A 20,831-nucleotide genomic window follows, 5' to 3' on the forward strand; every position below is an offset into this window, starting at 1 on the left:
AGCCACTTGTCGATATGCCATCCGTCCAACGCCTGTCCGACGTCGTCGCCACCGAACTTGAAAACCGTATCCTTGAGGGCTCGCTGAAAGCGGGCGACCGCCTGCCGTCCGAGCGCGAGCTCGCGGTGGAGCTGGGCGTGTCGCGCCCTTCGCTGCGCGGCGCCTTGCAGTCGCTGGTGGCCAAGGGGCTGCTGATCACGCGCCATGGCGGCGGCACCTTCGTCACCGAGTCGATGCAAGCGGCGTTCACCGATCCCTGGCAGCAGATGCTGAAGGACCATCCCGACATCCATGGCGATATGCTGGAGTTCCGCCATATGCTGGAAGGCCAGGCGGCGCAACTGGCGGCCGAGCGCGGGACCGAGGAAGACTTCGAACGTATCCGCCAGTGTCATGAAGCGCTGGAACGCGCCTTTGCCGCGCAGGACCTGGAGCAGTGCATCAAGACCGATGTGGATTTTCACCAGGCGATTGCAGAGGCTTCGCACAATGTGATGATCGGGCATTTGAGTTCGAGCCTGCATAAGGTGATGGAGGGGCATGTGCAGGGGAACCTGGAGTACCTCAACGCGCGGCCTGAGTTGTGGATGCAGTTGCAGGTTCAGCATCGGGCAATCTGGGATGCTGTGCGCGAGCGCAGGATGGAGGTGGCGCGGCGTGCGGCCAATCAGCACCTGGAGTTTGTGCAGATGACGATGCGGGAGAATTTGAAGAATGAAGAGCGGAGGTCGTCGGCTGTGCGACGGCTTGAAAACCGGTAAAGCGATGTCTGACCCGCAGGGCCAGACACCAGCCAGCGGCAGCCGCGTATCGGTGCCGGACCCTGCGGGTCAGGCACCGGGGTACCGGTTTACCGGGTTTTGCCAAACGGATCGCCGGCCCGCCAAGCCGGCATCTTCGGCGCATCGGCCACAATCCGCCCCAGGTTCAAGGTGAACTGCGCCATCTGCGTCATCCCCGCCATCGACCAGCTCGGGTCATATTCATCGCTCACCTGGTGATACTTCTTGCGATAAGAAGCGCGCATCTGCTCCGCCTTCTCCTTATCACCCAGGTAATCGCCACCCGAAGTAATCGAGAACGCCGGCACGCCTGCCTTCGCAAACGAGAAATGGTCCGAACGGAAGTAACCGCCCGACAGGTCCGGCTTCTCCGCCGCGATCACCATCTTCATGCCCTTGGCCGCAGCTTCGGCCATCTTGCCCAGCTCAGTGCGTTCGCTGCCTGCGGTGCCGATATCGCGTGTCGTACCGATCCAGTTCAGCGAATCGAGGTTCAGGTTCGCGGCGGTTTTCGCCAGCGGCCACAAGGGCGCCTCCGCATATGCCGCGCTACCCAGCAAGCCCTGCTCTTCCGCCGCCACCCACAGGAACATCTGGCTGCGCCTGGCCGGCGACTTCACTGCCTCCTGCGCCATTGCCAGCAAGGCGGCGCTGCCGGAAGCATTATCGACCGCCCCGTTGAAGATCGTGTCCGCACCGGTACCCTGCTTGCCCAGGTGGTCCCAGTGCGCCGAATAGATAACCACTTCATCCTTCAGCTTAGGATCGGTGCCCGGCACCACGCCCGCTACATTGAATTGTTCGACGTTGCGAACGGCCGCCTTCATCTCGCCCGTCAGCTTCGCCTTCAACGCCACCGGCTGGAAGTCCTTGCGTTCAGCCGCAGCGCGCAGCTGGTCGAGGTCCAGGCCGGAAGCCTTGAACAGGGCCACCGCGGTGTCATTGGTCAGCCAGCCCTGAAGCTCAGTGCCCGGCGTGCCTTGCGCCAGCTGGAAGCGCTCCACGCCGTCCCAGCTGTTCTGCACCACGCTGTAGCCGTAGGAAGCGGAAGCATCGGTGTGGATCAGCAGCGCGCCAACTGCGCCGCGGCGCTTGGCTTCTTCGAACTTGTAAGTCCAGCGCCCATAGTAAGTCAGGGCCTTGCCGCCGAAGCGGTTCGGCGCTTCCGCTGTCGGCATTGGGTCGTTGACCATCATGACGATGACCTTGCCCTTCACATCCTGGCCCTTGTAATCGTCCCAGCCCTCTTCCGGCGCGTTGATGCCGTAGCCCACGAAAACCAGGTCGGCATTGAAGGTGTGCGACGCTTGCGCATCGCCCGGTGCATATACCCAGTCCTTGCCGAAGCTGGCCGGCAGCGCCGCGCCGTTCACTTCCATGCGCAGGCTTGAAGCCGCGGCATCGGTCTTGACGCCTGCAATCTTCACCAGCTGGCGATAGCTGTTGCCATTGGCCGGCTTCAGGCCCGCGGCCAGTGCCTGGTTTTCCAGGTAGGAGACGGTCAGATCGCCGCCGCGCTGCCCAGTACCACGGCCTTCCAGCAAGTCGCTGGAAAGGAAAGCCAGGTGGGCGCGCAGCGGTGCTTCCTGCACGATAGGCTGCACTGCCTTGCCGGCCTTGACGCCCGCTGCATAAGCGGGAGCCAGCGCCAGCGCCACGGAGACTGCAAGAATGATTTTTTTCATTTGATCGTCGTGTATTGGTCGAAGGTGGCGGCGCCATGGCCGCGCGGGGCATTCTAGCGGATTTACCGGATACGCCAAGCTGCACCGCAGCATGCGGGATGGTATCCTACGCCCCGTATGAAACAGCAACCCTACATCGGCCGCTTTGCGCCTTCCCCGACCGGACCGCTGCACCTGGGTTCCCTGGTGGCGGCAATGGCCAGCTACCTCGATGCCAAAGTCCATGGCGGCACCTGGCTGGTGCGCGTGGAAGACGTAGACCGCGACCGCAATGTGGCCGGCGCCTCCCAGCATATCCTGGCCTCGCTGCAGCGTTGCGGCATGCAGTGGGACGGCGAGGTGACGTGGCAGCTGCAACGTGAAAAGCTTTACGAAGAAGCGCTGCTGCAGCTCGGCCACAACATCTACCCCTGCGGCTGTTCGCGCAAGGAGATCGCCGATTCCCAGCTGCGCCTGGGCCAGTCCGGCCATCCGAACCTGGTTTATCCCGGCACCTGCCGCAATGGCCTGGCGCCCGGCCGCACTGCGCGAGCGCTGCGCCTGCGTACGCCGCAAGAACCGCACTGCATCATCCACTTCAACGACCGCTTTGCCGGCGAAGTAAGCCAGGACATCACGGCCGAAGTGGGCGACTTTGTGATCCGCCGCGCCGACGGCTTCTGGGCATACCAGCTTGCGGTAGTCGTCGACGATGGCGCGCAAGGCATCACCGACATCGTGCGCGGTGCCGACCTGCTCGACTCCACGCCGCGCCAGATCTTCCTGCAGCAGCTGCTTGGCTTGCCGCAGCCGCGCTACCTGCACGTTCCCGTGGTGCTCAATGCCGACGGCGAGAAACTGTCCAAGCAAACCGGTGCGCTAGCCTTTGATACCGGTGCTCCTGCCGAAGGCCTGCTCGGCAGCGCCCTGCTGCCCGCCGCACGCTTCCTCGGCATGGAGATACAAGCAGTTACCATCGACGAATTCTGGCGCGCGGCAATTCCGGCATGGGAAGCGGTACTGCGCGCCCACGGTGAGTCGCCGCACAGACCCTGATTTAAGCTGGCCGCACACTGCCTCCATCAAGCGAAAGGAGGTGTGCCATGCGGCTTTTGATTCTCTCGGCCTTGTGCGCGATCGCATTGCCGGCCGCCGCCCAAGACTCCCTGTACCGCTGCATCGACAGTGGGGGCGTGGTCATGCTGACCGACCGCCCATGCGAAACACTGGAAATGAGAGCGCGTCCGGTGATGGAAAAGGAACACTTCACGCTGCCGCCAAATGAGCAAAACCGCAGCCGCTGGGCCAGCAAGCCGCCTGTCAGCGTGCCACCTAAAGTCGATGTCGAGACGCTACGGCTGGCGCGTCAGGCGTTAGGCTTGCGCGACAAGGTCGCCAGCGCACGCTAGTCATCCTCCAGCGGCAGGAAGAGCATGCAGGCCGCCGCTGCACCATGCACGATGGGCAGGAACAGCAAGGTCACCTGTGCCGGCGCTTCCGGGTCACTGACGGAAAAATAAGTGATCGCCACCGCCATGACCATCGGCGCAAGTGGCAACATGGCCGCCGCAATATTTGCTGGATTCAGGCGGCGCACTGCTAGCATGTTCAAGAGTAACGCCACCAGATACAAGGATCGGTACACCCACTCCGATTGCGCGGTCGCGAAGTGCAGTTCCGCAAGCATCCCTTGCATGAGCAACCCGAGCAATAAGGTAAACAAAAGCGCGGGCAAAGCAGAGCGTTCCATGATCACTTTGGCCTCCTATCGTCACTGAAAGTAACAAAGCAGGTTCTGTGCCACGCTTCTGTGTCAAGGGGAATTCAATCGTGCGCTGCGGAAGTTGGTGATTTCTGTAAGGAATTTCGACACCTAGCGGTTAAATCGGATCGCCTTGTTGAGCCGCTCGATCAGCGCATCGGGGACTTGCCGCGAACACATGATGTGGCGGCTTTCCCCTTTCGGCATATGCGCCAGGCGCAGCAGGCGCAACTGGGAGGCCTGGGAAATCGCATTGGACATCAGGTAGCGCCCTTCTTCGTCCGAGACAAAGATCAGGTCCACGCTGCGGGCGCCAAGGGACTGCAGCATCTGCAAGGTAGTCCCTGTCGAGACCGCGACGGCAGGCTTGGCCTGCGCCAGCAGCGCATCGATCTCCGGCCCATAGGAATACTTGTCCTTGACCATGACACGCATACCAGGCCGCGCCAGCACTTCCGGCAGGGAGTCACGCTCTTCGACCGGCAGTCCGGAGCGCACCAGCACCATCCATCCATGGTCGCGGTAAATGGCATTGGTGAATTTAGCGAACGCAGCCCGGTCCGTTGTCTGGAACCAGCCAATGGCGCAGACGCTTCGGGCATTTTCGCGAATCGCCAGGAGTTGGCGATTAGTGGGCATTTCGCTCCAGTTCACCGAAATTCCGGCGCGGGCGAGCGCTTGCCGCGCTGGCGTGCCGGTCAGTCCTGCGATGGCGCCATCATCCTGCAGCGACACATAGGGCGGCCGCAAGTTATAAAAGACAGTAAGCGACTCACTCGCCTGGCACGTCAGTGCGGCCAGGCTGCAATACACGGCCAGCAGTCCGGGTAGCAGTCTCATAGCCGATCCATGGTAGCACGCGGGTTATAATAGCGGGCTTATCTTTTGGATAACCGGTTTTCAAGATGACGATGCACACCCAGACAGACCTACGCCCAGCCGTTGTTTTACTGCACAGTTCGCTCAGTTCCCGCAGCCAGTGGGCCACCCTGATGGCCGAGCAAGAGGCTAATTTCCGTTTCATCGCCATCGATTTGTTGGGATACGGCAAGTCCGCCTTTCCGACCGAAGCAGCTGCAGCCGGCTACACCCTGGCGCACGAAGCCGACGCCGTGGCCGCCGCCCTGGCCTCTCACCTGGACGCCGGCGAACCATTCCACCTGGTCGGCCACTCCTACGGCGGCGCCACCGCGCTGCGCCTGGCTCGCCTGATGCGCGAGCGTGTGCTGTCGCTGTCGGTGTTCGAACCGGTAGCCTTCCACCTGTTGCCCGCCAGCGATGCAGGCCGCCAGGAAATCGAAGCCGTGGTGGCGCGCATCAACGCCGCAGCCACCGCGGAAGACGCGACCCGCACCTTTATCGATTACTGGAACCGCGACGGCGCCTTCGACTCGCTGCCGGAAGTACAGCGCCACCGCTTCACCAGCGGCATCGCCAAAGTCAAACTGGACTTCGTGGCTCTGCTTGGCGAACCTGCCCGCCCTGCCGACATGGCGCAGCTGGACGTGCCGGCACTGGTCATGGCCGGCGCCAAAGGCCCTGCTTCCACCCGCCGCGTGGCCGACACCCTGGCCGCCGCGCTGCCGCAAGCGCAGTTCACGCTGACGGCCGGCGGCCATATGGCGCCGATCACGCACGCTGCTGCCGTCAATGAAGTGCTGCTTGGCTTCCTGGAAAACCAGCGCTTGCTCGCCTGACTTTATTGTTCGATAATGGCCGGATAACAATCCGCAAGGGGAGCGGCGCCATGAGTGATACACGCTATAACCAGCAGTTGGCAGTCGAGGTCGACAAGGGCATTGAATTGCTCGCGCAAATGGGCGCGGCCAACGCGTGGATTTATATGCAAAGCAACCAGGTGCCACGCAACGTGATCCTGCGCGTGCTGGCATATCCTGAGCAGCGCCGCCATCACAGCGACACTCCCTCACTGCATTAATTCCACCTCGCGCACGGCCTGCAGCACACGCAGTTTGGCGGCATCGGGCCGCTTGCCGCTGCGCCAGGCCACCATCGCCTCCCATTCCCAGTGAGGCAAATCGGTAATCTCCAGTTTCACCAGGTTGCCCAGCTTAAGCTGGCGTGCAGCCGCCATTTCCGGCATGAAGGTCAAGAAGCCATGTTCCTGCGCCAGCAGGATCGAAGCGCTTGACGGCTGGATCGCATGAATCGGGCTGTCGCTGCGGCGGTGTGCACGAATCATGCGGATCAACTCATCGCAATCCTCTCCCCAATATTGCGGCGCCAGGCGCGCATTGGCCACGTCGGCTAGTTGCAGCGGGCCTTTTTTCGTCAGCGGGTGGCCGCGCCGCACCACCGCTACGATAGGTGATACCGATAGACGCTCAAGGTGAATGCCGGCGATGGCGGGACACTTCAGCACCAGGCCCAGTTGCACGCGTCCCGTCAGCAGCTTCTCCATGATGACCGGCGAATGGTCGGTGCTGCAGCGGATTTCCAGCGGCGCGTCGGCCAGCTTGAGCAGGATGGGACCGAACATCAGCGCCGCCAGCGACGGCACGCAGGACAGCGTGATCTGCGGCAGCGCCGGCGCGCCTTGCACCGCCTGGCGTCCCGACTCCAGCGCGGCCAGCGCCTGCTGCGCCGCAGGCAAAAACGTCAGGCAAGCCGGTGTCGCCGTGGCGCCGCGCCGGTGCCGCGCAAACAGCTGCACGCCCAGTTGCTCCTCCAATGCCGCCACGCGCTGGCTCACCTGCGGCTGCGACCAGCGGCGCCGCGCCGCGGCCTGGCTGAAACTTCCGCACTCCACGATTTCCACCAGCAGGGCCAGGTCATCGAAGCTGAGAGACATAAGAAAATCCAATATAAAATATGATTAGATAGCGGCTTCTATTATGTCTCAGCCCTGCCTAAGATGTCTGCATTGCGTTAGGAGAAAGAGCATGGTGGGAGCACAAAGGGCAAGGCAGCTGGGCAAGCGGTTTCTGATGATCGATCACGTACTCGTGGTGGGCGGCTTCTATCTGGTGTTTCCCATCATCGGCCTGCATTTCGTCGGCCAGCTGGGCTGGGCCGCCGCAGCCGTCGGCCTGGCGCTCGGCGCCCGCCAGTTGGCGCAGCAAGGCCTTGCCCTGTTCGGCGGCTCACTGTCCGACCGTTATGGCACCAAGCCAATGATCGTTGGCGGCATGCTGCTTCGAGCCGCCGGCTTTGCGCTCATGGGCTTCGCCGCCAATCCAGCCTGGCTACTGGTTTCCTGCGTGATGTCGGGCCTTGGCGGCAGCCTGTTCGAACCGGCGCGCAGCGCACTGACGGTGAAGCTGACGCGCCCCGCCGAACGGCCGCATTTCTATTCGCTGCTGATGATGCAGGAAAGCGTATCCGCCGTAACCGGCGCCCTGATCGGCACCATGCTGCTTGGCGTGGACTTCCGCCTGGTGGGACTGGCCGGCTGCGCGATCTTTGTGCTGGCGGCCCTGGCCAATGCGCGGCTGATGCCGGCCTACCGCGTCGCCACGCCCGGCACCTCGGCCTTTGCAGCCATGCGCATCCCCTTGCACGACAAGGCCTACATGCAGCTGGCACTGACGCTGAGCGGCTACTACATCATGACGGTGCAGCTGATGATGCTGGTTCCGGTCACGCTGACCAGGCTATCAGGCACGCCGCGTACCGTAGCCTGGATGTATGCGATGGATGCACTCTTGGCACTCACCTTGCTTTACCCTTTGGCTCGGCTCGGGGAGCGTTACCTGTCACTGGAAACACGCCTGCTGGGCGGGATCGGCATTATGTGCTGCGCCGTGCTGGCCATGGCGACGGCAAACTCACTGGCGCTCATGTTCGCCTGCATCGCCGTGTTCTACACCGGGTCGCTCGTGGCGGAACCGGCGCGCGAATCGTTGGTATCGCGCTACGCACAGCCATCAGCCCGCGCCAGCTACATGGGACTCAGCAGGATCGGACTGGCGGTCGGCGGCCTGTCCGGTTACACCGCCGGTGGCTGGCTGCTTGACCTTAGCCGCAAACTGGACAGACCTTCGCTGCCCTGGCTCGTATTGGCAGCCATCGGCTTTCTCACGCTGACGTTATTGAAAGTCGGGGTCAGGTCGAGCAATCGGACACGGGCCCATCCGTTTACGGCCGGGCCCGTGTCCGATTGCTCGACCTGACCCCGACTTTCATGCGGAATGGCGGCGAAAAAAAAGCCCGCCATTTGCGGCGGGCTAAACACTTTGGTTGGGTAATTCATTGTAGAACGCAAAACGTTGAAACATTCTCACCAATCGTCACCTATGCCAAATTCGTTATAGCTGGGCTGAAAAAATGCATCGCACCTGTGCAGCTGCGCGGCATAAAATGCTGTGATGAAAACCTACCAAGCCGAATGCGTCCTGCCCCTCGCCGCTGAACTGGGCGAAGGCCCGCTCTACCTGCCTGCACAAGACCGCCTGCTGTTCGTTGACCTCAAGCGCTGCATCGTCCATGCCTGGGATGCCGCTAAACATGAGCATCGCAGCTGGCTGCTGCCCGACTATATATGCTGGCTGGTGCCACGCCGTGATGGCGATGGCTTCATGGCCGGCTTGCGCGACAGCGTGGTGCGCCTGTGGCTTGAGCCGGAGCTGCGCATCGAGCCGGTCAAGCACGTGGTGGACGGCGCCGCCGGCCAGCGCCTGAACGACGCCAAGGTCGATCCTTCCGGCCGCCTGTGGTTCGGCTCCATGCACAATACCGATTACCGGCAGACAGTCGGTAAACTGTTCCGGCTCGACGCAGACCTGCAGCTGCATGTCGCCGACGAGGGCTACCATATCTGCAATGGTCCAACCTTTGCGCCGGACGGCAGTGCGCTGTACCACTCGGACAGCTTCCTCGACGTGACCTACCGCTATCCGTTGGCGGCCGACGGTAGCCTCGGAAAGCGCGAAAAATGGCGCCGCTACGAAGGCGGTTCACCGGACGGCATGCAGGCAGACAGCGAAGGTTGCATCTGGGTGTCGACCTGGGGCGGCAAGCGCGTTTGCCGTTTCAGCCCTCAAGGCGAGTTGCTGGCCGAAGTGCCGCTGCCGACGTCGCATCCCGCATCTCTGGCCTTTGGCGGTGCCGACCTGCGCACCCTCTACATCACCACAGCGCGCGAAGGCTTGTCGGCGGAGCAGCTGGCGCAGGAGCCGCTGGCGGGCGCCGTATTCCGCGCCCGCATCGATGTTCCTGGCTTACCGGCAAACGCCTTCGGCTGATTAATACAGCTCTTTCGCCGCATTGCGCACAGCCTGCAACAGCAGGTTGGCGCCCGGCGACATCAGGTGGTCGGCCTTGGTAATGATGCCGAATGCATCCATGCGGAACGGCAGCTCCAGCGGCAGGATCGACAACACATTCAACTCTTCGTAATAACGCGCTACTTCCACCGGCATCACGTGCAGGGCGTCGGTCTTTTGCAGCAGGGCCGTGATCAGCAGCTGTGAAGTAGTATCCACCACGTCAACCGGCGGTTCCAAGCCCGCGCGGCGGAACATCATGTCGCAGCGGTGGCGCAGGATGCTGCCTTGCGGCGGCAGGATCCATGGGCGGTTGGCAATATCCTTCAGCTGCAGCTTTTCGCGCGACAGCAATGGGTGGCCGGTACGCACCACGGCACATGCCGGCTCCTCGGTCAATTCCTCATACACCAGGCCCGCCGTGCTTTCTTTCTCCAGGATGCGGCCGATCATGAAGTCCAGCGTGCCGCGCTGAAGAAGCTCCATCAGCACGTTGCTGGCCTCCACCTGAACGCCGATGCGCAGCAGCGGCGCTTCCTTCTTGACGCGTGTGATGGCGTTCGGCAGCAAGTTCATGGCCGGCGTCATGATGACGCCCACTTCCACCTGGCCGGAGAGGCCGGCTTTCAGCGTCACGATATCGTCGTGCGCCAGGGCCAGGCTGGTAAGGGCCATGCGCGCGTGGCGGATCATGGTTTCGCCGTACAGCGTAGGCTCCATGCCGCGCGGCAGGCGCTCGAACAGCTTCACGTCGAGCATGTCCTCCAGGTCCTTGAGCTGCTTGGAGGCCGCCGGCTGCGTCATATGCAATTCTTCCGCCGCACGGTGGATGTTGCGGTGTTCATCCAGCGCGATCATCAACAGCAGTTGACGGGTTTTTAACCGCGCCTTCAGGAACCAGTTGGGATTCGGGGTAGTCATGCGGGGCATGATACCACCGCCGTTATCGATCAATAAGTCGCGCTTCATTTGCAGCCCGCCGAAGGATTGGCGGCCGGGCCTTCCGCCGTTTGCGGGATGAAGGCGATGGTGCCGTCCTTGTTGTAGTGCAGTTCCTCCGCTGCCACGGAGCGACGGAATTCGCCGCCGGTCGGCAGCTTGTCGTTGTGGTAGAAGATGTAGGATTTGCCGTTAAAGTCAATGATCGCCTGGTGGATGGTTTTGACGACCTTGTTCATGTCCATGATCTTGCCGCGGAAAGTCCAGGGGCCAGTGGCACTCGGGCCGGTGGCGTACGCGGTCTCCTCAGGGAAGTTGCGCGAGTAGCTCAGGTAATAGGTCTTGTCGTGGCGGTGCAGGTAGGCGGCTTCGGTGAAGTTGTCGATGCCGACAGTGTGGATCGGGCCATCGAGTTCGACCATGTTCTGCTTCAGCTTGGCGTATTTCAGAACGCGGTTGCCCCAGTAAAGATAGGCTTGGCCGTCCTTATCGATGAAGACTGCGGGGTCGATGTCGTCCCACGGAATATCGCTTTCCTTGGTCATGTCATTGGTGACCAGGGCACTGCCACGCGCATCAACGAAGGGGCCAGTCGGTTTGTCCGACACCGCCACGCCAATTGCCTTGCCTGGCTTGCTGGCATCGTGTTCGACCGGAGCGTAGAAGTAGTACTTGCCATTGCGCTTGGTGACGTCGGCAGCCCAGGCGTCAGCCTTGGCCCATTTGAAGGTCTTCACGTTCAGCGGCGAGCCCTGGTCGGTCCAGTTCTTCATGTCGCAGGACGAAAGCACACGCCATTCGCGCATCACGTAGTCCTTGCCTTCCGGCGGCGCTTCGTCGTGGCCGACGTAGAGGTAGACGCGGTTGCCATCGACCAGGGCGGCCGGGTCGGCGGTGAAGATGTCTTTGACGATAGGGTTGCCGGCGTGCGCCAGCGTAGCCAGTGCGGCCAGGGCCGAAGCCACGGCTGATTTCAAGAACATGGAATCTCCTTTTAGTTTTTCTGTTTCCAGGCCAGCAGGCGTTGCAGGGCGCAGAACGCGAACAACAGCACGCCGATCACGATCTTGGTCCACCACGAGCTGAGCGTGCCGTCGAAGACGATCAGGGTCTGGATGGCGCCCAGCACCAGAACGCCGGTCAGCGCGCCCGCCACATAGCCATAGCCGCCCGTCAGCAGCGTTCCGCCGATCACCACGGCGGCGATGGCATCGAGCTCGGTACCTTGTGCGTGCTGGCCGTAGCCGGACAGCATGTAGAAGGCGAACAGCAGGCCTGCCAGCGCCGCGCAGCCGCCGCTGATAGCGTACACGGCGACCTTGGTGACGGCGACCGGAAGGCCCATCATCTGCGCCGATTGCTCGTTGCCGCCGACTGCGTAGACGGCACGGCCGAATGGGGTCAGGTGCGCGACGGCCATCGCTATCGCCAGCAAGACCAGCGCCACCAGCACGCCAGGCGAAACGAAACCGTCGAAGATGCCGATTTGCGCTTGCGAGATGGCGACGAAGGCCGGGTCTTCAATCGGGATCGAGTTCACGCTGATCAGGTAGCACAAGCCGCGCGCCAGGAACATGCCGCCCAGCGTGACGATGAACGGTTGCAGGCGGAAGAAGTGGATCAAGGCGCCCATGCCGGCGCCGAATACTGCTCCCATCAGCAGCACGGCAGCCATGACGGCGGCGGGCGGCCAGTGCGCTACATGCAGCAGCCAGGCCGCGACCATGGTGCTGAGCGCAAGCACGGAGCCCACCGACAGGTCGATGCCACCGGACAGGATGACGAAGCTCATGCCGATGGCAATCACCAGCAGGAAGGCATTGTCGATCAACAGGTTCAGCATCACTTGCAGCGACAGGAAGCCGGGATAGGCGATGCCGCCGGCCACCAGCAGCAGGAGCAGCAGGCCGACCGTGACGAGGGAGGTGAAGTACGGGGCGCGGGTCATGCCTTGCTCCTTTGCGACAGGCAGACCGCGAACACCACCAGCGACTTGACGACGAGGTTGACTTCCGGCGGCACACCGAGCGAATAAACGGTATAGGTGAGGGTCTGGATGATCAGGGCGCCGATCACGCTTCCGGCCAGGTTGAATTTGCCGCCCGCCAGCGAGGTGCCGCCCAGCGTGACGGCCAGGATGGCGTCCAGCTCGAGCAGCAAACCGGCGTTGTTGGCGTCTGCGCTCTTGATGTTGGAGCTGATGATCAGGCCCGCCAGTCCAGCGCATACTGCGCAGAAGGCGTAGCTTGCGAACACCAGCGCACCGGCGCGGATGCCGGCCAGCCTTGCTGCCACAGGGTTGATGCCAACCGCTTGCGTGAACAGGCCGAGGGCCGTCTTGCGCATGGCCAGCACCACTGCCGCCACGACGGCCAGGGCCACGTACAAGGCGACCGGCAGGCCAAGCAGGTAGCCGCTGCCAAGGACGAAGAAGTCATCGCGGTAGACGGTGATGATCTGGCCGTCGGTGACCAGCTGCGCCAGGCCGCGTCCCGCCACCATCAGCACCAGGGTGGCGACGATGGGTTGCAGGCCAAGGCTTGCCACCAGCAGGCCGTTCCAGACTCCGCACAGCAAGGCGGCTCCCAGTGCTGCGGCGAAGGCCAGCCACAGCGGCTGTTCAGCGGCGGCCATGGTGCAGGCGACGGCTGCCGCCAGCGCCACCACCGCACCCACCGAGATATCGATGCCGCGCATGGCGATAACGACGGTCATGCCGGTGGCCGCCAGCATGAGCGGCGCGGCGCGGTTCAGGATGTCGACCATGGCGCCATACAAGTGGCCGTCTTTCAACTCCAGGTGGAAGAAACCCGGCACCGCGAACAGATTAATCAGCAGCAGCACGATCAACGCACCGAGCGGCCGCGCAAGCGGATGTGCGAGCAGGAGCGCGCCAGGACGCAGCGCCGCAGCAGCCGCGGTGGCGGTGGACGGGGAGGTAGCGGAATGCGTCATGCCGACTCCCCTGCAATGGCGTGCAGCACGGTGGATTCGTCCAGGTCGCCGCGGTGGTATTCGCCGCAGGCGGCGCGGTCGCGCATGACGATCATGCGGTCGCTGCAACGCAAGACTTCCGGTAGCTCGGACGAGATAAACAGCAGCGACATACCGCGTTTGCACAGCGTAGTTACATAGTCCATGATTTCCTGCTTGGCACGCACGTCAATGCCGCGCGTTGGTTCGTCCAGGATCATCAAGCGCGGATCGGTCGCCAGCCAGCGCGCCAGTAGCACTTTCTGCTGGTTGCCGCCTGACAGAGTCCCGATCGGCGTCTCGATGCTGGCAGTGCGGATGCCGAGCGCCTTGACATATTCTTCCGCCAGTTCACGCTGGCGTTGCATAGGAATCGCCCGCAGCATGCCCTGGCGGGCCTGCAAGGCCAGCACCAGATTCTCTCGCACGGACAGCGACAACACCGCCCCTTCCAGCTTGCGGTCCTCCGAACAGAAACCAATGCCCGCCGCGATCGCCTGGCGGGGATTCGAGAAAGCGCCGGACGCCTTATCGCCAATCACGATATCGCCCTGGTCCGCGCGGTCAGCACCAAACAGCAGGCGCGCCAGTTCAGTGCGGCCAGCGCCCAGCAGGCCGGCCAGGCCAAGCACTTCGCCCGCCCGCACCTGCATATCCACCGGCTGCAGGACGCCCTTGCGTCCTATCCCACGCGTTTCCAGCACGACAGGCGATGGAGGCGCGGCGTCGTTGGCGGCCGCACGTGCCTCCTGCCCTGCGTCGACGGCCGAATCGTCCGATTCGTCCGCCGGCTTGCCAATCATCTTGTTCACCAGCGCCAAGCGCGAAAGGCCGGCAGCGACATACTCCCCTTCCCGCTCGCCATTCCTCATCACCGTGATACGGTCCGAAATGGCATAGGTCTGGTCCAGGAAGTGGGTCACGAAAAGGATCGCCATCCCCTGCTCGCGCAGGCGGCGCAGCACGCGGAACAGCAACTGCACCTCCGCCTCGTCGAGGCTGGAAGTCGGTTCATCCAGCACCAGCACGCGCGCCGAAATATTCAATGCCCGCGAGATCGCCACCATCTGCTGGATTGCCAGTGGATAGCGGGACAACGGCGCCGCCACATCGATATCGATTTCCAAGTCGCGCAGCAGAGCCGCGGCACGCGTCCGCATGGCAGCCCAATCCACCAGTCCCCACTTGCGCGGATAACGGCCGATGAAGATGTTTTCCGCCACCGACAGGTTCGGGCACAGGTTAACTTCCTGGTACACCGTGGAGATGCCGAGATCCTGCGCCTCCTGGGTGGAACCGGGCCGGATTTCCTGCCCCTCCATCACAATGCGCCCACGATCCGGCGCATGCACCCCGGTCAAAACCTTGATCAGTGTCGATTTTCCCGCGCCGTTCTGTCCCATCAGCGTATGCACTTCGCCGGGATAGAGCCGCAAGCCCGCCTCGCTGAGCGCCTTCACGCCAGGGAATTCCTTATGGATGCCGGACAGCTCCAGCACCGGCGCCACTGCCTTAGTCATTAGTATTTCCGGTTAGGGAGTTCTTTGGCCGCCACCTCCGCCGGGAACACGCGTTCCTCGGTCACGATGCGCGGCGCCACAGGCTTGCCGGCCACAACGTCCTGCGCAGCCTTCATCAGCTGCGGGCCAAGCAAGGGGCTGCATTCAACCGACACGTTCAGCTTCCCTGCGATCATGGCCTGGAAAGCGCCTTTCACGCCGTCGATGGAAACGATGATGATGTCCTTACCAGGTTTCAGGCCCGCTTCCTCGATGGCCTGGATGGCGCCGATCGCCATATCGTCATTGTGCGCATACAGCACGTTGATGTCCTTGCCGTGGGCTTTCAGGAAGGCCTCCATCACCTCTTTGCCCTTGGCACGGGTGAATTCGCCGGTCTGGGTGCGCAGCACCTTCAGCTTGGCGTTGCCCTTGATGGCTTCCTCGAAACCGGCCTTGCGGTCGAGCGCTGGGGCCGAGCCGACGGTGCCCTGCAATTCAACCACGTTCAGCACTGGCTTGTTCGACTTGGCTGCATAGTCGGCCAGCCAGCGGCCGGCGCGGCGGCCTTCCTCCACGAAGTCGGAGCCGATCAGGGTCACGTAGAGCGACTTGTCAGCCACGTTCACAGCGCGGTCGGTCAGGATCACAGGAATCTTTGCGGCCTTGGCTTCGCGCAGCACGGTCTCCCAGCCGGTTTCCACCACAGGCGAGAACGCAATCACGTCCACGCGCTGGGCGATGAAGGAGCGGATCGCCTTGACCTGGTTTTCCTGCTTTTGCTGCGCGTCGGCGAATTTGAGGGTGATGCCGGCCTGTTTGGCGGCGTCCTTGATGGAGGCGGTGTTGGCGCTGCGCCATTCGCTTTCTGCGCCCACCTGGGAGAAGCCCATCACCAGCGGCTTAGCCGCAAAGACGCTGCCCGATGCAGCCAAAGCAAGGGCGCATGCGCCGCCGAGAATAGTTCTGCGAGTGAAGGTCATGCCAGTCTCCAGTTTTATAGTAAGTCAATCTTAGGAGAATCCAACATGCCGATCTAATTCATTTTTTCACGCGATTGATATCAATTTCGTTATCTGAGCAGTCGCAAGCCATACAGGCCGCCCGCCATCGAGCCGGGATGTGCAGCGAATTTCACTTCCAGCTTGCCGTCACGCGCAGCGTCGGCCGGCACGGGCAGGTCAAGCGCATAGAACGCCTGGCCCTTGCGCTCAATCACCACCGTCTGAAGCAGGTGGCCGTTCAGCAGCACATCGAAGACGCGGCCGGCATCGCCCGATGCCAAGGTCAATTGCAACACGCGCCCCGCGCCCTCCCGGTCCTTGAGCTGGTAACTGAACCAACTGCTGGCGTGGCGCCAATGCCGGGTGCCATTCAGGCCGGCATCCGCCCCTTCGCCCTTGAAGAAGTGGTCCGACTCAGGTTGCTGCTCGCCCGGCGCGACCTGGTCGATGGTGCGTGCATCCAGCTCGATGCGAGCCGATTCCTCTGCCTTGGACTTCGCCCGCATCTCCGCCAAGCCAGCCGACGTGGTTTGCCGCCAGTAGATCATGTAGCGCGAATCGTGCAGGCGGAAGAATGGGATGAATCGCAGCGTTCCCGCGCCCTGCCCTTGCAGCAGCCCCGGAGCGGTGAAGGTCAGCGGCTGCCCGGGCACCGGCTTGAATTTCTCAAGGAAGTTCTTGCTGTCGCTGACAAAGACCGGCGCGGCCTCCTGCGGGCAGACCGGTCCTTGCGCGATATGTCCCATGCGGGAATCGTCGGCGATGAACTGGAGCTGCTCGCCTGGGAACGGCGAGGTTTTCGCCGCCAGCACGATGGGGCCGTGCAGCACGGCGTAGTAGTTCGATTTGTCGGGCATCTGTTCGAGCGACGTGCGCATCGGAAGGCGCACGTCGACCGTATCGCCTTTTCGCCATTGCCGTGACAGCTCGACATACCCGCCCGGCGCGGCCCGCACCGGCACGGTTTTGCCATTGACTCGCACGGTCAGCGCGCCGCGCGCCACCCAGCCTGGGTAGCGGATCTTGAGCACGAACTTGCCGCCGGCATCAATGGTCAGGCGCGTGCCGGCCTGGTCGGGGAAACGGTTCGACTGCGTCAGGACAATCCCCTTCTCACGCCATTCCAGCCGCGATGAGATGAACAGGTTGACCAGCAGTGCGTCGCCGTCATGGGCGTAGATGAATTCACCGTACTTGGCCTGGCTCTCGATTCCGGAGCCGACGCAGCACCACATTGCCTTGTCCACCTCCGAGTAGACGCGGTAGTGGTTCGGACGCATTGGGGTGAAGTAGACGAAGCCGCCGCTTTCCGGGCGCTGTGAAGAGAGGATGTGGTTATAAAGGGCGCGCTCGTAGTAGTCGCCGTAGGCCGCACTTGGGTCGCGCCGGTACAGCATCTCCGTGAGCTTGAGCATATTGTAGGTGTTGCAGGTCTCGGGGCCTTCCACCTCGCTGCTCATTGAAGAGAAGTCCTTGTCGTCGTGGAAGTGCTCTTTGACGCTGTTACCGCCAATTGCCACGGTGCGATGGTCATGGACGGTCTGCCAGAAGAAGCTGGCGGCCTTGTGCCATTGCTGTTCGCCGGTCAGTTCGGCGATGCGTTCGAAGCCGATTACTTTCGGGATTTGCGTGTTGGCGTGCAGGCCGGTGAGTTCGTCGCGTCCTGCTGTCAATGGCTGGAGGACGGCCTGGTGGGAGAAGCGTTTTGCCGCAGCCAGATAGCGCTGATCGCCGGTCAACTGATAAACATCGGCCAGCACCTCGTTCATGCCGCCATGTTCGGCGCGCAGCATGGATTGCATTTGCTCGTCGCTCAGGGCGCTGGTCATCGCGACGGTCCAATCGGCGAACTTGAGCAGCATTTGGCGGGCGTCTTCGTTGCCGGCGTAGCGCCAGGCGTCGCGCAGGCCGGCAGCGATCTTGTGCAGGTTGTACCATGGGACCCATTTGCCGTTGACCGAAAAATTGTCGGCATGGAGTTTTCCGCTGGCTATGTCGTTCCACGCATCTCGCCCGCCGGGGATGCCGCCAAGGTAGCCGTCCGGCGCCTGCGCTTTTTTCAGCTCCCGCACGAAGTAGTCGAGGCGTTCACGTACTGCGCTGTCGCCGGTTGCGGCCCACATCAGGGCCAGGGCGGAGAGGTAATGCCCGCCCATATGGCCATCGAGACCAGTGGATTCCCAGTTGCCGTAGGACGGTTTTGGTAACGGCAAGCCGGCCTCGCGGAGGAAAGGCGCGAGCAGGCGGTCGCCGTCCAAGGCGAGCAGGTAGCGAAGGTCGGTATCCTGTGCATCCAGGAAGGGGCTCGGCAGCAGGCGGACGTCCCGCAAGGGGAAAAGTTCCGCAGCGCGTGCAGCGCTCGGCGCAAAGGCGGCTCCGCCCGCGCAAAGCAACGCCAGCGCAGCCAATGTGCGCGCAGCGGCGGTCATTGCTGGACGCTCTGATAGCGCTCCAGGTCCGCCGTATCAACCACCGGCCAGCCCGCGCTGTCCCACTTGATATCCATGACCTTCAGCTTTTGCAGGTATTTGTCGGCAGTCTCGTAGGCATGCAGCACCATCACGTCCTTGCCGTCGAAGGAGTAGGCGCTGTTGTGGCCCAGCGCCTTCCATGCAGCATTGCCCTGCACGACCAGCGAGCCGCCGCCAAGCGCCATATCCTTGCCGGTCTTGTCGACAAACGGCCCGGTGGCCGAACGCGAACGTCCGACAACGACGTTGTAGGTACTCCGCTCCTTTTGGCAGCACAGTCCCCACGAAACGAACAGGTAATACCAGCCATTCTTGCGGAAGACAAACGGCGCCTCGATCTCCGCAGGTCCGCCACTTTCATCCCTGGTGAAGGCTGGACGTTCGCGAGCGGCGATGGTGCGCCAGACTTGCGGCTCCGCAGGGCGGGTCCACGTTTCATCCAGCTTCACCATCTTGATTCCCCCCCAGAACGAGCCGAACACCATCCACCCCGTCCCCGCCTCGTCTTCCACGACATTGGAATCGATCGCATTCCAGATATCGCGTCCCGGCACCGACTGCACGACAATGCCCTGGTCCTCCCACTTGTAATCAGGTGACCGCGGATCGAGGGTCTTGTTCACCGTCACGCCAATGGCCGAGGTATTCTTGCCGAAAGCGGAAACGGAGTAATACAGCAGGAATTTGCCATTGTGACGCTGGATATCGGGGGCCCACACGTGGTCGTCGAAGCCCGGCGCGGCCTTGGCCGCAGCAGCTGGCTGTCCTGGAAAGATCCGGCCTTCCGGCCGCCAGTTCACCATATCCTTCGAGCTGTAGAAGGTAATGCCCGGCCCGGTCGAATACAGGTAATAAGTATCGCCCTGCTTCGCCATCACCGGATCATGCACACTCACCTGGCTGGCCATCGCCGCCTGTGCCAGCAGCATGCCGGCGCCCAATATCCATTTGATCATCATCTTAATTTCCCGTACGCGCGCCCCACAAGGAAACGCCGGCATTCGACTGCACCGTGAAGGTCACCACGAAGGCGCTGGCATTGGTATTCCACTGCCGTGACAATACGCCATTGTAGGTCGTCCCATCGGACAGCGCGATGCTTACCTTGTTGCTGCCCTGGTGGGTCCAGGTGCCGGAAAGCGCACCACTGACAGCGCCGCCCGCTGCCAGGGTAACGGCCTGCGATTGCTTGATCGTCGCCGAAATATCCTTGCCGTGGTTGATTACCTTGTAGGCGCCCGCAGCATCGGCTGCCGTCACATCCGCCGACAGCGTCGTGGCGTTCTTCGACAGCGGTACATATCGGAACGGCGCTACAACCAGCCAGCCATCGCCATTGACGAACATTTCATGCACGCGCACCTCATGCGCCTCCCCCTGCCCCGGGAAGCGGGTGTGGAAGATCAGGAAATACTTGCCCAGCGCAGCATCGTAATAGGCCGAGTTGTGGCCTGGCGAAACGTAGCCCAGCGCCGTCCCGCTTTCGCCCGTGGCCAGCGCATACTGGTGGTTGCCCATCAGCTTCTGGCCATACGGTGCAATGCTGGCGTCATCAAACAAAGGCAATGCCGGATTGGCTTTCACGTTCGCCATATCGGCGCCGGACGCGTCAAGATACGGACCATCCGGATTGAGCGAACGCGCGATACGGATGTTATAGCCGCCGTTTGCATCCAACCCGCCGAAGGAGACGAACAAGTAGTAGTACTTGCTGTCAGGGCTGTAAAGGATGTAAGCGCCTTCGATGCGGGCGTGATTGCCGCCCATCAGATGCTTGCCATATCCCTGGCCCGGCTTCTGCAAGCCGGTCGCAGGGTCGATCTCCATGATGAAGATGCCGCCCGAGTAGGAGCCATAGACCATCCACAGCTTGCCGCTGTTGTCGCGGAAAACGTTCGGGTCCACCACGTTCGGATGTTTGGTCGCATCGTAGATGGCGCCATCCGGGCTAACCTCGCCCCACATGCCGGACTTCAGCAGCAGCTGCTTGTTCACGTACGGCCCATCCACCTTGTCGGCCACCGCCACGCCGAGCGCGGAACGTGGGGAGTCGCCCTTGCAGGCGCAGTAGTACATGTAGAACTTGCCGTCATCCAGCTTGGCTACGTCCGGCGCCCACAACGTATCCGCCTGGGCCCAGGTCAGCGCTTCCGACAGGGCCACGGTGACGTTGTTGAACAGCGGATTGCTGGCGTTGACGCCGTCCGCGATCTTGGTCCAGTTCATCCAGTCGGTCGTTTTCGCCGCCGCCAGGTGCGAGCCGAATACATAGTAGGTATCGGCAGATTTGATCACCGACGGGTCATGCACCGACACATTGGTGAAGGCGACCGTGGTGGTGGGCGGAACGACCGGCGGGGTCACCGGCGGCGTTACCGGCGGGGTAACCACCGGCACCGTCGAATTTGACGAACCACCGCCACCGCCGCCGCAACCGCCGATGGTTGCGAGCACGGCGCCGGCCGCCGCCGTACGCAATAGCGTGCGGCGCTGCACGGAAAAATTATCCATC

General features: G+C 62.5%; 20 protein-coding genes. 7 read left to right on the top strand and 13 right to left on the bottom strand.

Annotated elements, in window-relative coordinates; all coding sequences use genetic code 11:
* The first annotated feature begins 14 nt into the window (after positions 1–14).
* The gene (locus tag AC1RTP_RS13605) at positions 15–761 is read left to right on the top strand and encodes an FCD domain-containing protein (protein WP_498608160.1); all 747 of its coding nucleotides are present in this window, start codon (positions 15–17) and stop codon (positions 759–761) included.
* A gap of 89 nt (positions 762–850) precedes the next feature.
* On the opposite strand, the gene AC1RTP_RS13610 is transcribed toward AC1RTP_RS13605, so the two are convergent.
* Complete coding sequence (locus AC1RTP_RS13610; protein ID WP_498608161.1) at positions 851–2,467, bottom strand: M28 family peptidase; 1,617 nt, start codon at positions 2,465–2,467, stop codon at positions 851–853.
* Positions 2,468–2,584: 117 nt separating this feature from the next.
* On the opposite strand from AC1RTP_RS13610, the gene gluQRS reads away from it, so the two are divergent.
* Entirely contained in the window at positions 2,585–3,502 is a 918-nt protein-coding gene (gluQRS, locus tag AC1RTP_RS13615; RefSeq protein ID WP_498608162.1) for a tRNA glutamyl-Q(34) synthetase GluQRS, read from the top strand.
* 47 nt (positions 3,503–3,549) lie between these two features.
* Positions 3,550–3,855, top strand: coding sequence for a DUF4124 domain-containing protein (locus AC1RTP_RS13620; RefSeq protein ID WP_498608163.1), 306 nt, complete (start codon positions 3,550–3,552; stop codon positions 3,853–3,855).
* On the opposite strand, the gene AC1RTP_RS13625 is transcribed toward AC1RTP_RS13620, so the two are convergent.
* Together AC1RTP_RS13625 and AC1RTP_RS13630 are read right to left on the bottom strand one after the other, a co-directional pair.
* Positions 3,852–4,196: a hypothetical protein gene (locus tag AC1RTP_RS13625; protein WP_498608164.1), complete on the bottom strand. Its 345-nt coding sequence runs from the start codon at positions 4,194–4,196 to the stop codon at positions 3,852–3,854. The two genes, AC1RTP_RS13620 and AC1RTP_RS13625, sit on opposite strands and share 4 nt — an antisense overlap.
* A gap of 123 nt (positions 4,197–4,319) precedes the next feature.
* A complete protein-coding gene (locus AC1RTP_RS13630) occupies positions 4,320–5,048 on the bottom strand; it encodes a substrate-binding periplasmic protein (protein ID WP_498608165.1) in 729 nt (242 codons plus the stop codon).
* Between the two features lie 65 nt (positions 5,049–5,113).
* Between AC1RTP_RS13630 and AC1RTP_RS13635 the strand changes: the two genes are divergently transcribed.
* Both AC1RTP_RS13635 and AC1RTP_RS13640 read left to right on the top strand, forming a co-directional pair.
* Positions 5,114–5,905: an alpha/beta fold hydrolase gene (locus AC1RTP_RS13635; protein ID WP_498608166.1), complete on the top strand. Its 792-nt coding sequence runs from the start codon at positions 5,114–5,116 to the stop codon at positions 5,903–5,905.
* Between the two features lie 50 nt (positions 5,906–5,955).
* The gene (locus AC1RTP_RS13640) at positions 5,956–6,147 is read left to right on the top strand and encodes a hypothetical protein (RefSeq protein WP_498608167.1); all 192 of its coding nucleotides are present in this window, start codon (positions 5,956–5,958) and stop codon (positions 6,145–6,147) included.
* Here AC1RTP_RS13640 and AC1RTP_RS13645 read toward each other — a convergent pair.
* Positions 6,136–7,020: a LysR family transcriptional regulator gene (locus AC1RTP_RS13645; RefSeq protein ID WP_498608168.1), complete on the bottom strand. Its 885-nt coding sequence runs from the start codon at positions 7,018–7,020 to the stop codon at positions 6,136–6,138. The two genes, AC1RTP_RS13640 and AC1RTP_RS13645, sit on opposite strands and share 12 nt — an antisense overlap.
* A gap of 91 nt (positions 7,021–7,111) precedes the next feature.
* Between AC1RTP_RS13645 and mdtH the strand changes: the two genes are divergently transcribed.
* Both mdtH and AC1RTP_RS13655 read left to right on the top strand, forming a co-directional pair.
* Entirely contained in the window at positions 7,112–8,341 is a 1,230-nt protein-coding gene (mdtH, locus tag AC1RTP_RS13650) for a multidrug efflux MFS transporter MdtH (RefSeq protein ID WP_498608169.1), read from the top strand.
* A gap of 195 nt (positions 8,342–8,536) precedes the next feature.
* Positions 8,537–9,412 (top strand): SMP-30/gluconolactonase/LRE family protein, encoded by an 876-nt coding sequence (locus AC1RTP_RS13655; RefSeq protein WP_498608170.1) that lies wholly within the window; start codon positions 8,537–8,539, stop codon positions 9,410–9,412.
* Here AC1RTP_RS13655 and AC1RTP_RS13660 read toward each other — a convergent pair whose 3' ends face one another.
* The 9 genes from AC1RTP_RS13660 to AC1RTP_RS13700 all read right to left on the bottom strand — a co-directional run bounded on the left by AC1RTP_RS13660 (position 9,413) and on the right by AC1RTP_RS13700 (position 20,830).
* Positions 9,413–10,354: a LysR family transcriptional regulator gene (locus AC1RTP_RS13660; RefSeq protein WP_498608374.1), complete on the bottom strand. Its 942-nt coding sequence runs from the start codon at positions 10,352–10,354 to the stop codon at positions 9,413–9,415. It lies immediately after the preceding gene.
* 44 nt (positions 10,355–10,398) lie between these two features.
* Complete coding sequence (locus AC1RTP_RS13665) at positions 10,399–11,355, bottom strand: glycoside hydrolase family 43 protein (RefSeq protein ID WP_498608171.1); 957 nt, start codon at positions 11,353–11,355, stop codon at positions 10,399–10,401.
* 11 nt (positions 11,356–11,366) lie between these two features.
* Positions 11,367–12,320 (bottom strand): galactofuranose ABC transporter, permease protein YjfF, encoded by a 954-nt coding sequence (gene yjfF / locus AC1RTP_RS13670; RefSeq protein WP_498608172.1) that lies wholly within the window; start codon positions 12,318–12,320, stop codon positions 11,367–11,369.
* Entirely contained in the window at positions 12,317–13,327 is a 1,011-nt protein-coding gene (locus AC1RTP_RS13675; protein ID WP_498608173.1) for an ABC transporter permease, read from the bottom strand. Before AC1RTP_RS13675 ends, yjfF begins: the two co-directional genes overlap by 4 nt.
* On the bottom strand, positions 13,324–14,865 hold the full coding sequence (locus AC1RTP_RS13680; RefSeq protein WP_498608174.1) for a sugar ABC transporter ATP-binding protein: 1,542 nt from the start codon (positions 14,863–14,865) through the stop codon (positions 13,324–13,326). Before AC1RTP_RS13680 ends, AC1RTP_RS13675 begins: the two co-directional genes overlap by 4 nt.
* On the bottom strand, positions 14,865–15,827 hold the full coding sequence (locus AC1RTP_RS13685) for an ABC transporter substrate-binding protein (protein WP_498608175.1): 963 nt from the start codon (positions 15,825–15,827) through the stop codon (positions 14,865–14,867). Before AC1RTP_RS13685 ends, AC1RTP_RS13680 begins: the two co-directional genes overlap by 1 nt.
* Positions 15,828–15,916: 89 nt before the next feature.
* Positions 15,917–18,277: a beta-L-arabinofuranosidase domain-containing protein gene (locus AC1RTP_RS13690; RefSeq protein ID WP_498608176.1), complete on the bottom strand. Its 2,361-nt coding sequence runs from the start codon at positions 18,275–18,277 to the stop codon at positions 15,917–15,919.
* Positions 18,274–19,278, bottom strand: a complete 1,005-nt coding sequence (locus AC1RTP_RS13695) for an arabinan endo-1,5-alpha-L-arabinosidase (RefSeq protein WP_498608177.1) — start codon at positions 19,276–19,278, stop codon at positions 18,274–18,276. Before AC1RTP_RS13695 ends, AC1RTP_RS13690 begins: the two co-directional genes overlap by 4 nt.
* 1 nt (position 19,279) lies before the next feature.
* Positions 19,280–20,830, bottom strand: a complete 1,551-nt coding sequence (locus AC1RTP_RS13700) for a glycoside hydrolase family 43 protein (protein WP_498608178.1) — start codon at positions 20,828–20,830, stop codon at positions 19,280–19,282.
* Position 20,831 lies beyond the last annotated feature (1 nt).

The organism is Pseudoduganella sp. GW821-FHT11H04 (assembly GCF_058807935.1).

What these genes read in the sequence shown, in the direction of transcription:
- AC1RTP_RS13625 (WP_498608164.1), bottom strand. Translation starts at nt 4,196, where the DNA reads ATGGAACGCTCTGCTTTGCCCGCGCTTTTGTTTACCTTATTGCTCGGG.
- AC1RTP_RS13660 (WP_498608374.1), bottom strand. Translation starts at nt 10,354, where the DNA reads ATGACTACCCCGAATCCCAACTGGTTCCTGAAGGCGCGGTTAAAAACC.
- AC1RTP_RS13630 (WP_498608165.1), bottom strand. Translation starts at nt 5,048, where the DNA reads ATGAGACTGCTACCCGGACTGCTGGCCGTGTATTGCAGCCTGGCCGCA.
- AC1RTP_RS13690 (WP_498608176.1), bottom strand. Translation starts at nt 18,277, where the DNA reads ATGACCGCCGCTGCGCGCACATTGGCTGCGCTGGCGTTGCTTTGCGCG.
- AC1RTP_RS13620 (WP_498608163.1), top strand. Translation starts at nt 3,550, where the DNA reads ATGCGGCTTTTGATTCTCTCGGCCTTGTGCGCGATCGCATTGCCGGCC.
- AC1RTP_RS13665 (WP_498608171.1), bottom strand. Translation starts at nt 11,355, where the DNA reads ATGTTCTTGAAATCAGCCGTGGCTTCGGCCCTGGCCGCACTGGCTACG.
- AC1RTP_RS13685 (WP_498608175.1), bottom strand. Translation starts at nt 15,827, where the DNA reads ATGACCTTCACTCGCAGAACTATTCTCGGCGGCGCATGCGCCCTTGCT.
- AC1RTP_RS13680 (WP_498608174.1), bottom strand. Translation starts at nt 14,865, where the DNA reads ATGACTAAGGCAGTGGCGCCGGTGCTGGAGCTGTCCGGCATCCATAAG.
- AC1RTP_RS13675 (WP_498608173.1), bottom strand. Translation starts at nt 13,327, where the DNA reads ATGACGCATTCCGCTACCTCCCCGTCCACCGCCACCGCGGCTGCTGCG.
- gluQRS (WP_498608162.1), top strand. Translation starts at nt 2,585, where the DNA reads ATGAAACAGCAACCCTACATCGGCCGCTTTGCGCCTTCCCCGACCGGA.
- AC1RTP_RS13695 (WP_498608177.1), bottom strand. Translation starts at nt 19,278, where the DNA reads ATGATGATCAAATGGATATTGGGCGCCGGCATGCTGCTGGCACAGGCG.
- AC1RTP_RS13645 (WP_498608168.1), bottom strand. Translation starts at nt 7,020, where the DNA reads ATGTCTCTCAGCTTCGATGACCTGGCCCTGCTGGTGGAAATCGTGGAG.
- AC1RTP_RS13640 (WP_498608167.1), top strand. Translation starts at nt 5,956, where the DNA reads ATGAGTGATACACGCTATAACCAGCAGTTGGCAGTCGAGGTCGACAAG.
- yjfF (WP_498608172.1), bottom strand. Translation starts at nt 12,320, where the DNA reads ATGACCCGCGCCCCGTACTTCACCTCCCTCGTCACGGTCGGCCTGCTG.
- AC1RTP_RS13635 (WP_498608166.1), top strand. Translation starts at nt 5,114, where the DNA reads ATGACGATGCACACCCAGACAGACCTACGCCCAGCCGTTGTTTTACTG.
- AC1RTP_RS13700 (WP_498608178.1), bottom strand. Translation starts at nt 20,830, where the DNA reads ATGGATAATTTTTCCGTGCAGCGCCGCACGCTATTGCGTACGGCGGCG.
- AC1RTP_RS13605 (WP_498608160.1), top strand. Translation starts at nt 15, where the DNA reads ATGCCATCCGTCCAACGCCTGTCCGACGTCGTCGCCACCGAACTTGAA.
- mdtH (WP_498608169.1), top strand. Translation starts at nt 7,112, where the DNA reads ATGGTGGGAGCACAAAGGGCAAGGCAGCTGGGCAAGCGGTTTCTGATG.
- AC1RTP_RS13610 (WP_498608161.1), bottom strand. Translation starts at nt 2,467, where the DNA reads ATGAAAAAAATCATTCTTGCAGTCTCCGTGGCGCTGGCGCTGGCTCCC.
- AC1RTP_RS13655 (WP_498608170.1), top strand. Translation starts at nt 8,537, where the DNA reads ATGAAAACCTACCAAGCCGAATGCGTCCTGCCCCTCGCCGCTGAACTG.